Consider the following 12,367-nt stretch of genomic DNA (forward strand, 5'->3'; position numbering starts at 1 on the left):
GCGGTACCATGCGGCTAGGAAGCTGGGGTAGCGCCCCAATCCCTATTTGTCTTATTGACTACCCCCCAAGCAAGCCTGTGCAACCTACCCTGACCAACCAAGCGCAGCCCCGCGCTGGGCTTTCCCGCGCCTCCCTGCTGGTGGCCACATGCTCGACCATCATTGAGTGGTATGACTTCACCCTCTGCCTCTATTTCGCCACCGTCCTCTCGCGGGTCTTCTTTGGCCCGGGGGCCACGTCACTGCTCACTGCCCTCGGCGGGTTTGCCGTCTCCTACCTGATGCGGCCGCTGGGCGCGCTGGTCTTCGGCCACATCGGCGACCGCTACGGCCGGCGGCGCATGATGCTGCTGTCCATGGCCGTGATGACTGGGGCCATGCTCGTCACGGCCCTGCTGCCCACCCATGCGCAAATCGGGGCGTGGGCCGGGTGGCTGCTCTTGCTGCTGCGGTGTTTGATGGCCTTCTCGGTGGGGGGCGAGTACACGGGGGTGGTGGCCTACTTGCTGGAAGGGGCCCGGCCAGGCCGCCGCGGCCTGGTGACTTCGCTGGCTGCTGCCGCGAGCGAGGTCGGCGCCTTGCTGGCCGTGGGCGTGTGCGCCCTGCTCGTGTACGGGCTGCCGACGGCCAGCGTGGATACCTGGGGCTGGCGCCTGCCTTTCCTGCTGGGAGCGGTCCTGGCCGGCGGCGTCTGGCTGGCCCGCTCCACCATGCAGGAGTCGCCTGACTTCGAGCGGCAGCAGGAGGCCGGCACGGTGCCCACCTCCCCCCTGCGCCACACACTGCGCTACCACCGACCCGCCATTTTGCGCACGTTCGCTATCTCCGCCCTGGGCTCCATCACGTATTACGTTGGTATTACCTACGTACCGACCTTCCTGTCCACCACCGGGCAGCGCGGGGAAGGCGAGGCGTTGGGGCTGTCCACCATGGCGGCCGTGGTCGTCATCCTGGTCACGCCCTTCGTGGGACTGCTGTCCGACCGCCTGGGCCGCAAGCCCGTGCTGGCGGTGCTGGCCGGGGCCAGCGCCCTGCTGCCCATCACCCTGTTTTCGCTCATGCGCGGCGGCAGCACCCTGCAGGCTATTCTGGGGGCAGTGGTGCTGGCCGCGGTGGCCGGGGGCGTCAGTGCGGTCGGCGCCGCCGCCACGGCTGAGCAATTTCCAGGCGAAGGCCGCCTGAGCGGGTTGGCTTTGGGGGCCACGGCGGCCACGGCCGTGTTCGGGGGCCTTACGCCCTTTTTGGCGGAGTTGCTCATCGCCCGCACGGGCTGGCCGCTCGTACCCGGGGCCATGATTGCCTTGGTCGCGCTGCTGGTGCTGCCGGTCCTGCTCACCATGCCCGAAACTGCCTTTTCAAAACGAACTACCTAAGCTGGCCTCAGTGCCGAGACTAAAAAAGCCCCACCCCAACGTCTCTTCCAGAAGCGAAAGAGTTGTTGAGCTGGGGCTTTTAAGCACCTATAACCCTGGGGGAATGGCCTAGCTACGCTAGTAGACTATCGACTTCCACGTTCCAGAACTTGCCGCTCTCAGGCCGGGCCTGAATGCCGCGAAACAAGCCCTCCGCCGACTGCTCAGTGGTGAAGGGGGCGCTGTCGCCGCCCATACGGGTCTGCACCCAACCCGGGTGCATGGGCGTGACCGAGATGCCGCGCTCGGCTACGCGCTCGGCCAGGATAGCAGCGTACATGTTGATGGCGGCCTTGGAAATGCGGTAGGCGGGGCTGTCAGCGGCGGCGTGACTTACCAGGCCCATCTTCGAGGAGAGGAAAATGATTTGCCCTCCGTCGCGCACCAGCGGCAGCATGGGCTCGGTGAAGAGAATGGTGCCGTCCACGTTGGTGGCGAAGGTATCGCGCAGGGCGGAGCGCTCGGGCGTAATCGTGCCCAGGTCGGAGCCGACCCCGGCGTTGTTCACTAGCAGGTCAATGCTGGGCGCGAGCTGGCCGATTTGAGCGACGGCCTGCGCGATGCTGGCGTCGTCGGTGACGTCCAGGGATATCACGCTGAGGTTGGGATGGCTGAAATCAGCCATCTGGCCCGAGCGGGACGTGCCAATAACGCGGTAGCCTTCGGCCAGCAGTTTATGGGTAAGGGCCAGACCGATGCCGCTGTTAGCGCCGGTTAAAACGGCAGTTTTTATTTGCGTGTTCATCAAGAAGTTATGTTTAGAAAAAGTACTCGTGTTCCGGCTCTATGGCCGGCGTAAGGGTTGGCTCCTCCCAGTAAGAGAGGAGCACATACGGGGCCTTAATGGGTAGACCCCGCGGGTTAGGGAAGGACAACAATCTTGCCCCCCGCCGCATTGCTCTCCATGAGCTGGTGCGCCTCGGCAATCTGGTCGAGCGAAAAGATGCGGCCGATGCCGAGCAGGACTTGGCCGGCTTCCACCGAGTCGATAAAGGTCTGCAGCGCGGCCGCAGGGGCCGTAATCTGGCCGCTGTCGTAAATGGTCAGGCTGACAGTGGCCGGAATAAACTCCATGGGCGCAAAGTCCGGGATAGACCAGCTCTCGGAGAGCATACCCGTCATGCAGCCGACGCCCCCGGGCTTGATGCAGGCCAGCGAATCCTGCAGGGTGGTGGCACCGACCAATTCCAGCACCTTGTCCACGCCCTCGGGGCAGAGCGCCCGGACTGGCCCTAGCAGCTGGCCATTGTCGACGAGCACGTGCGTGGCGCCGTTGGCGGTGAGCAGGTCGGCCTTGGCCGCACTTCGGGTGGTAGCCAGCACCGTCAGGCCAGCGTTGCGAGCCACTTGCGCGGCCAGCAGCCCCACCGAAGAGGTGCCGCCCCGGATGAGCAGCGTTTCGCCCGCCTGGATTTTCAGGGCCAGGTGCAGCGAGCCGTACACCGTCTGGAACATTTCGGGAATGGCCCCGAGCTGCGGCCAAGGCAGCTGACTGCGAAATGGATACAGGATGCTTTTGGGCACCACCGTATACTCGGCATAACTGCCGTCGTAGTCCCGGCCCATGCCCCCCATCAGGGCCGCCACCTGCTGGCCGGGCTGGTACTGACCTGAAGGGTCCTGCACCACTTCGCCGACGCACTCGATGCCCAGCACCCGTGGAAATTGCACCCCCGGCGAGAGTCCTTTGCGGGTCATCAGCTCGGAGCGGTTCAGCCCGAAGGCGCGCACCCGCAGCAGCACCTGCCCCGATTGGGGAGTGGGCACGGGGCGCTCTTCAAGTTGAAACTGGTCGGCGCCACCGGGGCGGGGCAAGACGGCTGCTTTCATGGGAATGCGATAATGGTCAGCTAACAAGATGGCTCAGCGTTCTTGCCAGCATACGTTGGCGAAGGAGAAGTGCCGCTAAACGTTGCGGTTAGAATGACCGGAACGATCCGCTGGCCCCATCCCGCGCTGATTAGGCAGCCTGCACGCTGTTGAAGATGTAGCAAAAGATTTTCCAGCCCTGGGGCTGCTGACGCAGCACGAAGAAGTCGCGGCTGCGGCGACCTAGTTCCCGCTGGGTGGCGCGCTCGGTGCTGCGGGTGCTGGCCGTGGCGCGCACAAAGCAGTAAGCCCCATCCACCGCCACGGATTCGACCGCGAAGTCGATCTGAAACTCCTCCTTGGCAAAGAAGGCTTCTGCGCGGGCCAGAAGTTCGCTGACCGGAAGGGTCGTGAGGCCTTCGGGCATGAATACCCCGTCCGGAGTGTAGAAGGAGGCCAGGGCAGCGGTATCGGCCGAGTTCAGGGCCTGAGCGTACTGAGTTAGCAGGTGCTCAGCGGCCAGGGTTTCCGGTTGCGTAGACATGGTTTACTGGGGCGCGTTGAAGATGTAACGAGCGATTTTCCACTGGCCGCTTTCTTTCACCAGCACCCACTGCTCGCGGAAGCTCACCTTGGCGCTAGGGCCGGAGGGTTTTACCAGCTGGGTACCACTGGAGGTGGACGTGGCGAAGGCGTAGTCGCTAGTTACCACCGTGATGTTGGCCGGGGTGAAGGCAAGCGTGAGCGTCACGGCGCTGAACAGGCCATCGAAGGCGGCACGCACTTGGGTTTGGCCGGTGGCCGTCGGCGAACCCGGAGCAGCAAATACCCCATCCTGAGCGAAAAGCGTGGTGACGGTGGCGGCATTCGACGCATTCAGCGCCGTGCCGTAGTTGGTGAGCAGCTGCTGAATGGCAGTTTTCTCTGCCGTGGTATCCACGGCGGGCGTGGCAGTAGTCTTGTCGTCGTCCTTGTCGCAGGAAAGGAGAGCCGGCGTCAAAGCGAGAGCGAAAACCAGGGTGCGGAATACGTTGGGCAGGTTCATAAATGTAGGGGAAAGGGGGAAAAGTGAATGGTGAAAAATGCGTTGCGTAGGGCCCGACCCACCGCGGCAGAACCGGAGGTCAGTAGCCGGCTGGTCAACCCGAGGCGGCGCCAGTAAGCAGTTAGTTGGTTAGGTCCGGGTCAATCAGGTTGGCGTCGAACTCGGCGTTGTGCTTTTTGTAGAGCGGGGTGGGCTCCACGGTCACGAACAGCTCCACCGTAGGGCCGGAAATCAGCTCGAACAGGTGGCCCCCGTGCAAGAGGCCATCGAAGGTGGCCAGGCTTACGTGGGTATGCGCCACCGGCTTGTCGCCTAGCAGGGTAATGTTGCCGGTGAGCGACGCCACCTCGACGGGTTCGGCGAAAGGGATGACTTTGAACTGCTTGCGGTCGTAGTCATACACCCCAATCTTGGCCGAGAAGGCATCCCCAATGGCCTGGTAGTGGGCGTTTTTGACGTGGTACTGCTGGGCAAACTTGGTCAGGCCCGCCACGATTTCGTCGCCCTTGGCGAAGACCAACAGGTAGGTTTTGGTTTGCCCGTTGGTGCTGAGGAGCTTCGTTTTGACCCCGGGCGCTTTGCTCACGTCCACGGGCTTCGCGCTCGAGGTGCCGATATACTCCTGGGCCTGGGTAGTCAGGGCGCTGCTAGCTACGAATAAGGCCGTGGCGGCGAGGTACTTCAAGAAGGAAAAACGCATCGGAGTATTACTTAATGAAAGGCACCATATCGGCCCAGGTGGCCGGGAAATTGATGAGGAAGGCCCCGTGCGAGGCATTGGGGACGATGGCCAGCTGGCTGCGGCGAATCATCCGGGCCGTGTTGAGCACGCGCTGCACGGGGTTACCCTCGTCCCGGTCGCCGGCCATGACCAACGTGGGGCACTGGATGGTTTGCAGCAGGGCTTTGTCCACGGTCAGGTGGCTGTACATGTTGCCTACCTGGGTGAACATCTCCGCTAGGCGCTGGGGCTGGGGCATCAGCGCCAGTTGCTGGCGCATGTAGGCGCTGTCGAGGGCGAAGGCCTGCTGGGTGCTGAAGGTGAAGTCGCGCATGCCGGGGGCCAGCTCACTGGCGCCCATCACAATGAGCTTGCGCACCCGCTCGGGGTACATACTGGCCAGTTTAAAGGCCGTAAAGCCGCCGTCGCTGAAGCCGAACACGATGGCGCTGTCGCGGGTCGTGGCCTTGAGCACGGCCAGCACGTCACCTGCCCGCTGCTCATAGGTGAGCGGAGCCGTGCCCAGCTCCGACTTGCCGTGGCCGCGGGTGGAAACGGCAATGACCTGGTACTTGCGCGAGAGGCTGTCAATCAAGCGGCCCATCTCGTAGGTCGAGCCGAAAATGCCGCCGTGCAGCAGCACGAACGGCCGGCCCTTGCCGTACACCTCGTAGTAGATTTTGGCGTCGCCGGCCTGGGCGTAGTGTCCGGCCTTGGGGTTGTTGCCGTACTGAATGGCCCCCTTCGGGGAGGGCGCAGCCTGCAGGAAGGCCCGCAGGGGCTTGGCGGTACGCTGCTGGCCGAAAGCGGTGGAGGTGAAAAGGAGCAGTAAGAAGAGAAGTTGCCGAGTCATGATTGCATCGTTTAAAGCAATGCAAAGGTCCGGCAACGGGTCAGCCCCCACCCCTAAACAATCGTAAGAAATGGGCTTAAACTAGGTTAAGGGTTCAGGCCTTGGGGACCCGGTCCTTGCGGATTTTGCTCAGGAATTCCGGCGTGATGCCCAGGTAGGAGGCAATCTGCGTGTTGGGCAGCCGCTGGGCCAGGTGAGGGTGCTGGTCCAGGAAATTCTGGTAGCGCTCCTCGGCGTTGGCGCTGATGCTTTGCAGGATGCGGTGTTGCAGCGCGATGTAGCCCCGCTCGACGAGAATGCGGAAGTTGCGGTCAAACTTGTGGAAGTGGGTAAACAGGTCCAGCAGGTCGGCGTGCTTGATCTGTAGCACCACGGAGGACTCCAGCGCCTCGATATAGACGCCGCTGGGCTTCTGCGCGTAAAAGCTGGCCAGGTCGGTCATCCACTCGTTTTCCACGGCAAACTGCAGGATGTGCTCCTTGCCGCCCTGGTCGACGGCGTACATCTTGAAGCCGCCACTCACCACGAAGGAGGCGTACTGGCAAATATCCCCCTGCTGCAGCAGGAAGGCCCGGCGTTTAATGGGGCGTTCCGTGAAGCGCGACGCAAACGCCTCTTCCTCTTCGTCCGTCAGGGGAAAATAGTCGTACTGGAAGTAGGCACTGAGAGCGGCTAGGGAGGCAGTGTGAGGCTTCATGAGGGAATCTTATAGGTACGCGTGGCGGTGCAGAGAGTGCGGCGGCAATATAGAAGTGAATAAAGTCGACTACCAGAAGCAAGGAGTTTGGATACCTTCTTTTCCATCGGGACGCCACTCCCATCAGGATGCCAGCTATGCTCTATACCCGCTGCATCGAACAATCTTCACTAAAACTCAGGAACCATACCTGTCACGATGTGTTCCTTCGTGCCTTCCTCCCTCCTGCGCAAGGGTATGATGTTGGTGTGCTACCCTCCCGTATAGCTAACTCCGTTTAGCATAACCTCTCCTTACTTCCTGCAGGCACTACCTCCAGTTATCGAGGGGCACTGATCATGTTGCTTATAGGAGTCGACTGGATGCCCCCCTGCGCAGTGAGTGAACCGGCCTGTGAGAAAAACTCTGGGGAGAATAGGTGAGACCTAAGTGCGCGCGAGTACATGGGTATACCACAAGATCCCCCACGCTTCGAGGCAACCTACCTACCCCCTATCTTGTGCAACAGCACTTCTGCTTCGGTCTTTGCCCTACTGCACGATCAGACGTTGCCTTATTCCTCCTGTATGAGGCAGCGTTACACCTATGTCACGGCCGCTTAAAAGTAGCACAAGCAAAAGGACTAAGCAGTTGAATATGTAACGTATAAAAGTTTATCTTTACTTATTCCCTGTTATAGATCTTGTACCTGCGAGTGTTTACTCCTGCAAGGCGGTTATTATCCGCTGTGCCTGAGAGCCTTATCTTGGCTTCGGCTGTGTTGTGTCGTGTTGTTGCCTGGTAGACAGTCCAGGGTATTCCTCTATTTTCCTTTCTCTTCATGGTACACCGTTATACTCGCGCTTTGCTGCTGGCAGGGGGGATGCTCCTGTGCGCACTGGATGGTTTCGCACAGTTACTGCAGATAATTCCTCCTAATATCACAAGCCTCGACCCGGTTCGAAACGCAGTAAGGGCTCCACGCACGACCAATGTGGCCGTTTCCTTTGACCAAGCGTTGAATACGACCGCAGAAACGCAGCAGGCGCTAAAGATATTTAGTGCGCAAGCGGGTGGAAGGAAAGCAGGGACAGCTACCGTCAGTGGGGCCACGCTCACCTTCAATCCTGCTATTGACTTCAAGCCTGGCGAAACGGTGTTTGCCACCATCACCCAAGGCGTACAAAATAGTAGTGGCGCTTCCTTAGCCAAGCCGCACGTATACCAGTTCACCTCCGCCGCCAGAGCCAGCTCAGGTACATTCAATGGACTTTCCGTTGTACCCATGGGTCAAGGCCCTCGTGGTGTTGTGGCAGGTGATGTTGATGGAGATGGTGATGTAGACTTACTGGCAGCCAATATCAATTCAAACACCGTTACTGTAAGATTGAATGATGGTGCCGGTAGTTTTAGTAACAGTACCGAAGTGCTTGTGGGGAGTAACCCTTGGGATGTGGCTCTTGGAGATGTGGATGCCGACGGTGACTTAGATATAATCACCGGTAAGAGCGAGGGCACCACTGTGAGCGTAAGTATAAATAATGGCACCGGTGTTTTTAGCAGTTATTCCGAAGTATCTGCAGGTAACCAACCCGTGAAAGTAGGGGTAGCAGATATTGATGGAGATGGTGACCTGGACCTGCTGGCTGGTAGTGTCAGCAGTTTTGCTGTGAGGCTGAATAGTGGTACGGGTAGCTTTAGCGCTGGGTCTGATGTACAGTTAGGAATCGGTCCTTGGAATAATATGGCACTAGGCGACGTAGATGCGGACGGTGACATCGATATACTTGTAAGCTCACCGTTTAATCTTGCCATAGAGGTCCTGCTGAATAACGGGGCCGGAAATTTCAGCGTAGGAACTTCAGTACCTGTTGACAACAATGTGACTGGCCTGCATGTAGCAGATATCGATGGAGATGGAGACCTGGATATACTCATTTCCATTAATGCCGACAGCGGTTACGTTAGCGTTCGGCTAAATAATGGCGAAGGGGCCTTTACCAATGGTTCTGACGTAGCAGTTGGGAATAATCCCTCTGCTCTAACGATGGGGGATGTGGAAGGAGACGGCGATTTGGACCTGCTGGTAGCCAACTTCTCAAGCGGAACGGTTAGCCTTAGAACAAACGATGGCATTGGGAACTTTGGCGGCAACACAGAGGTACAGGCAGGAGGACCTAACCTAATAAGTATAACAGTTGCAGATATTGATGCAGATGGTGACCTAGACTTGATTTTGGGAGACGTAAGCAGTTATGTTGGTGCTATCTTGGTCTTTAATCAGGATCCCCCTACCCTTACGGGCCTGACGCCTACCAGCGGCCCCGTCGGTTCGAGTGTTGTTATTGCGGGTACTGGTTTTTCCGGCACCAGCAGTGTCACCTTCAACGGGACTGCGGCCTCCAACTTCATTGTTAACTCTACCACCCAGATAACCGTATCTGTGCCGGGTGGAGCCACTACCGGTCCTGTCCTGGTTTCACGTGGTAGTCTGGTGAGCAATGGGGTTCCGTTTACCGTCACACATGCCCCAATAGCTGCGGCCCAAAGCGTCAGTATCAATGAGGATACCCCAAAGAACATAAACCTTTCAGGTTCTGATGCTGACGGAGATGCCTTAACCTACACCATTGCTTCTTCGCCCGCGCACGGCACGCTCAGCGGTACAGGCAGTGCCCGCACCTATACACCTGACGCCAACTATAACGGACCGGACTCCTTCACTTTCACGGCCAACGACGGCGCGCTCACCTCGGCTAGTGCCACGGTATCAATCACGGTGACGGCGGTCAACGACGCGCCGGTGTTAGCGAACGTGCCGGCGACGGCAAGCATTCCCAAGCAGGTGCTCTACACGTTTACGGCTACTGCCAGTGATCCCGATGGCGGGGCACGTACCTTCTCGCTGGTAAATGCCCCGGCCGGAGCCACCATCAACAGCACCTCGGGCGTATTTGCCTGGACGCCCACGGCACCACAAGCCGGCTCTACCTACACTTTTTCGATACGGGTATCGGATGGGGCACTCTCCGATTCCAAGCCGATATCGCTGACGGTACTCAACAACAGTTCTCCCGCCGCCTTTACGGGGTTCTCGCCGACAGCCGGGCCCGTGGGCACGCAGGTCAATATCGCTGGCAGCGGCCTGGGGGCTGTCACCGCCGTACGCTTCAACGGCACGAACGCCACCTTCAGCCTTGCCAACAGCAACAAGATTGTAGCCACCGTCCCCGCAGGTGCCACTAGCGGTCTGATCAGCCTGAGCACTGCCTCGTCCACCCTGACGAGCAGTACGGCGTTCACGGTAACGCCTGCCGCACCTACCATAAGCAGCTTTACCCCGGGTTCGGGGCCGGTGGGCGCGCAAGTCACCCTTACGGGTACCAACTTAACGGGCACCACTGCCGTGCGCTTCAACGGGGTCTCCGCAACCACCTTTACGGTGCAGAGCGCTACCTCGCTCCGCATGACCGTGCCGGCCGGGGCTACGAAAGGTAAAATTACCCTGACTACGCCGGGAGGTACGGCACAAAGCAAAGACCAGTTCACCGTCACCAACACAGCAGCCCGCCTGGTTGCCACCACCCCGGGGCTAGAGCAGGCGTTGCAGGCGAGCCCAAATCCCTCTCCCGACAAGGTCTATTTGCGCTTTGCCCTGACCGAGAAGCAAGCCTATGACCTGCGCGTCTACGACCTGCGGGGCGCGTTGGTGAAAGTCCTGCGCTCAGAATCCGCGCCCGCTGGTCAACTCCAGGAAGTGGAGTGGGATGCCAGCGCGTGTGCCGAGGGGCTGTACCTGATCCGCCTGAACTCCGCTGGCAGATCACAGGTGCTGAAAGTCATGCTAAGCCGCTGATGGGCTAAGCCTGCGATAGGTCTCCCACCTGTCTGTTGTTAGCAGCCCGTAGACACCGCCCCGACCACTCCTGGGGCCGGGGCGTTTTGCTTATTCGGAGTAGATGGAAATCGTTAGCTCATGCACGCGAGAGTACTGGGTAAATCACAAGATCCCCCGTGCTTCGAGGCAACCTACCTACCTCCCATGTCATGCAGCCTGGCGTGATGCTCGGCGAGTTACATTGTTCACGTTTAACTGCTGCAGAGTTATGAATCACCCCCTTCACCCGGCCAGCCGCCGGCAGTGCCACATGGTGAGAAGCAAATACGGTAAGTAAGCAGGCGCAATAAATGGCACCAAAGGATGAGGCTGCAAACGTAGTATCACAAAGCTGCAGTTGCTAACCTAGTAACTACTCTTAGCCGGCAGGCATGTAAAGGGCACAAGTCAACCTGCCCCAAGGCTTGATAGTCAAGGGGCAGGTTGCTTACAACTCTACATTAAAATGAAAAGTAATCCTCGATCTGCTCTGCTGGATCAACATCTAATGCTGTTGGAGGTTTGAACGGTTGGATGGGGCTTACTACCTCAGCCAGACTGAGGGGTGTGCCGGCGGCAACCAAGCAGTGAATCTGTTTGCTGGCTACATCGACTGCTTTTCGCACAGCTCTCCACTGGGCATCGGAATCAATTACCACGTATTCCCGGCCTAGTTCTGCATTGCCCGAAAACTGCTCAAACTTCAGCTGCTGAATAATTGCCCACAACAACTCTGCAGGCTCGCGCAGTAGGGGAACCTCATAAATGCGCTCTTCGATACACGGAAGAGAGTTCCAGTGCTTCGGGATAGAGCGGATTCCCACGAAGCCGCCATGGTTGCCAATATAGGTGCACGTCACGCGGTATGCTCCTTCGCTCAAAGCTTTGTTGATTTCACTGATGATGCAGGGGGTGGTGTCTAGGTACATACGAAAGGAAAGGTGAAACGCGAACGGCTGAGTGCCGATGGTGCTTCTACACTGGCCTCACGAAAGGTTGGCTCTGTTAGCCAACTTTTTTTCACTATACCTACCTTATTTTCTTGTTTTCAGTGCATTGTGGGCGACATCCACAGCTACCTAGTCACCTCATCAAGTTCCTGGTATTTCGGACAGACTGATTGGGAGCATCTTTTCATTTGTTGAACGTCCCTTGGACAAATGAAGCAAGCCCCGTACTTTGGGTCATCGTCCCTCTTCGTCGGCCCCGACTCATGAAAAATTATGTTGCCTACTATCGCGTAAGTACCCAGCGCCAAGGCGCTAGTGGGCTCGGGCTCGAAGCCCAGCGCGCCGCCTGCCACGCCTTCGTCCGCGGTACTGACCTGATCATTAGCGAGTACGTTGAGGTCGAGAGTGGCAAGAAGACGAATCGCCAGCAGCTCGACGCTGCTATCGCCGCCGCTCGCGCCCAGGGCGCCACCCTGCTCATTGCTAAGCTCGACCGACTAGCGCGCAACGTTGCCTTCACTAGCCACTTGATGGAAACTGGAGTTGATTTTCTGTGTGTCGACAACCCGGCGGCAACACGCCTGACCATCCATATCTTCGCGGCCATCGCCGAGCACGAAGCCCGGACAATATCGGAACGGACTAAGGCAGCCCTCGCCGCCAAGCGCGCCAGGGGCGAGCGGTTGGGTAACCCTGCCAATCTCACCGAAGCCGGGCGGGAGCGGTCGCGCGAAGTGCGCCACCAGATTGCTCGCAACCACCAGGCAAACGTGCAGGCAGCGGCGATGATCTCCTACATGCAGGCACCGGGGAAGACCCTCCAGCAGATGGCAGACAAACTCAATCGATTGGGCTACCGCACCCGGCGGGGCTGTCTGTTTACTACCTGCGCAGTATACCGCCTGAGTCAGCTACAGACCGCCCCTGCGGCAGCATAAAGCCTAATAACCAAGCAGCATAAAACTCGCATTTTTTGCACAGCGTGAGTGCTTTTATTTGAGAGCCAAAAATTCTCTGGGCTGCG

General features: G+C 59.0%; 11 protein-coding genes and 1 pseudogene. 4 read left to right on the top strand and 8 right to left on the bottom strand.

The window, feature by feature from the left end:
* The first annotated feature begins 8 nt into the window (after nucleotides 1-8).
* A complete protein-coding gene (locus tag CFT68_RS06320) occupies nucleotides 9-1,373 on the top strand; it encodes an MFS transporter (protein ID WP_088843694.1) in 1,365 nt (454 codons plus the stop codon).
* A gap of 112 nt (nucleotides 1,374-1,485) precedes the next feature.
* Here the strand turns inward: CFT68_RS06320 and CFT68_RS06325 are convergent, their stop codons facing one another.
* The 7 genes from CFT68_RS06325 to CFT68_RS06355 all read right to left on the bottom strand — a co-directional run bounded on the left by CFT68_RS06325 (nucleotide 1,486) and on the right by CFT68_RS06355 (nucleotide 6,537).
* The gene (locus tag CFT68_RS06325; RefSeq protein WP_088842542.1) at nucleotides 1,486-2,157 is read right to left on the bottom strand and encodes an SDR family NAD(P)-dependent oxidoreductase; all 672 of its coding nucleotides are present in this window, start codon (nucleotides 2,155-2,157) and stop codon (nucleotides 1,486-1,488) included.
* 116 nt (nucleotides 2,158-2,273) lie between these two features.
* Entirely contained in the window at nucleotides 2,274-3,242 is a 969-nt protein-coding gene (locus CFT68_RS06330) for a zinc-binding alcohol dehydrogenase family protein (protein WP_088842543.1), read from the bottom strand.
* A gap of 130 nt (nucleotides 3,243-3,372) precedes the next feature.
* A complete protein-coding gene (locus CFT68_RS06335; protein WP_088842544.1) occupies nucleotides 3,373-3,765 on the bottom strand; it encodes a YybH family protein in 393 nt (130 codons plus the stop codon).
* Between the two features lie 3 nt (nucleotides 3,766-3,768).
* Nucleotides 3,769-4,266, bottom strand: coding sequence for a YybH family protein (locus CFT68_RS06340; protein ID WP_088842545.1), 498 nt, complete (start codon nucleotides 4,264-4,266; stop codon nucleotides 3,769-3,771).
* 121 nt (nucleotides 4,267-4,387) lie between these two features.
* Nucleotides 4,388-4,966, bottom strand: coding sequence for a PPC domain-containing DNA-binding protein (locus tag CFT68_RS06345; RefSeq protein ID WP_170934716.1), 579 nt, complete (start codon nucleotides 4,964-4,966; stop codon nucleotides 4,388-4,390).
* Between the two features lie 7 nt (nucleotides 4,967-4,973).
* Complete coding sequence (locus tag CFT68_RS06350) at nucleotides 4,974-5,840, bottom strand: alpha/beta fold hydrolase (RefSeq protein ID WP_088842547.1); 867 nt, start codon at nucleotides 5,838-5,840, stop codon at nucleotides 4,974-4,976.
* A 94-nt stretch (nucleotides 5,841-5,934) separates the two neighbouring features.
* Entirely contained in the window at nucleotides 5,935-6,537 is a 603-nt protein-coding gene (locus CFT68_RS06355; protein ID WP_088842548.1) for a Crp/Fnr family transcriptional regulator, read from the bottom strand.
* Nucleotides 6,538-7,399: 862 nt separating this feature from the next.
* Here CFT68_RS06355 and CFT68_RS22380 point away from each other — a divergent pair.
* Together CFT68_RS22380 and CFT68_RS22060 are read left to right on the top strand one after the other, a co-directional pair.
* Nucleotides 7,400-8,740 (top strand): annotated as a pseudogene (locus tag CFT68_RS22380) (FG-GAP-like repeat-containing protein); the annotation flags it as partial.
* Nucleotides 8,741-8,785: 45 nt separating this feature from the next.
* Nucleotides 8,786-10,372, top strand: a complete 1,587-nt coding sequence (locus tag CFT68_RS22060) for an Ig-like domain-containing protein (protein ID WP_245815293.1) — start codon at nucleotides 8,786-8,788, stop codon at nucleotides 10,370-10,372.
* Between the two features lie 482 nt (nucleotides 10,373-10,854).
* On the opposite strand, the gene CFT68_RS06365 is transcribed toward CFT68_RS22060, so the two are convergent.
* Nucleotides 10,855-11,322 (bottom strand): hypothetical protein, encoded by a 468-nt coding sequence (locus tag CFT68_RS06365; protein ID WP_088842550.1) that lies wholly within the window; start codon nucleotides 11,320-11,322, stop codon nucleotides 10,855-10,857.
* Between the two features lie 284 nt (nucleotides 11,323-11,606).
* Between CFT68_RS06365 and CFT68_RS06370 the strand changes: the two genes are divergently transcribed.
* The gene (locus CFT68_RS06370; RefSeq protein ID WP_088842551.1) at nucleotides 11,607-12,281 is read left to right on the top strand and encodes a recombinase family protein; all 675 of its coding nucleotides are present in this window, start codon (nucleotides 11,607-11,609) and stop codon (nucleotides 12,279-12,281) included.
* Nucleotides 12,282-12,367 lie beyond the last annotated feature (86 nt).

It is taken from the genome of Hymenobacter gelipurpurascens (genome assembly GCF_900187375.1).
GTDB classification, from domain to species: Bacteria; Bacteroidota; Bacteroidia; order Cytophagales; family Hymenobacteraceae; genus Hymenobacter; species Hymenobacter gelipurpurascens.

Coding starts and splice junctions, on each gene's coding strand:
- CFT68_RS06320 (WP_088843694.1), top strand. CDS start 9: ATGCGGCTAGGAAGCTGGGGTAGCGCCCCAATCCCTATTTGTCTTATT.
- CFT68_RS06325 (WP_088842542.1), bottom strand. CDS start 2,157: ATGAACACGCAAATAAAAACTGCCGTTTTAACCGGCGCTAACAGCGGC.
- CFT68_RS06370 (WP_088842551.1), top strand. CDS start 11,607: ATGAAAAATTATGTTGCCTACTATCGCGTAAGTACCCAGCGCCAAGGC.
- CFT68_RS06365 (WP_088842550.1), bottom strand. CDS start 11,322: ATGTACCTAGACACCACCCCCTGCATCATCAGTGAAATCAACAAAGCT.
- CFT68_RS06330 (WP_088842543.1), bottom strand. CDS start 3,242: ATGAAAGCAGCCGTCTTGCCCCGCCCCGGTGGCGCCGACCAGTTTCAA.
- CFT68_RS06335 (WP_088842544.1), bottom strand. CDS start 3,765: ATGTCTACGCAACCGGAAACCCTGGCCGCTGAGCACCTGCTAACTCAG.
- CFT68_RS06340 (WP_088842545.1), bottom strand. CDS start 4,266: ATGAACCTGCCCAACGTATTCCGCACCCTGGTTTTCGCTCTCGCTTTG.
- CFT68_RS06355 (WP_088842548.1), bottom strand. CDS start 6,537: ATGAAGCCTCACACTGCCTCCCTAGCCGCTCTCAGTGCCTACTTCCAG.
- CFT68_RS06350 (WP_088842547.1), bottom strand. CDS start 5,840: ATGACTCGGCAACTTCTCTTCTTACTGCTCCTTTTCACCTCCACCGCT.
- CFT68_RS06345 (WP_170934716.1), bottom strand. CDS start 4,966: ATGCGTTTTTCCTTCTTGAAGTACCTCGCCGCCACGGCCTTATTCGTA.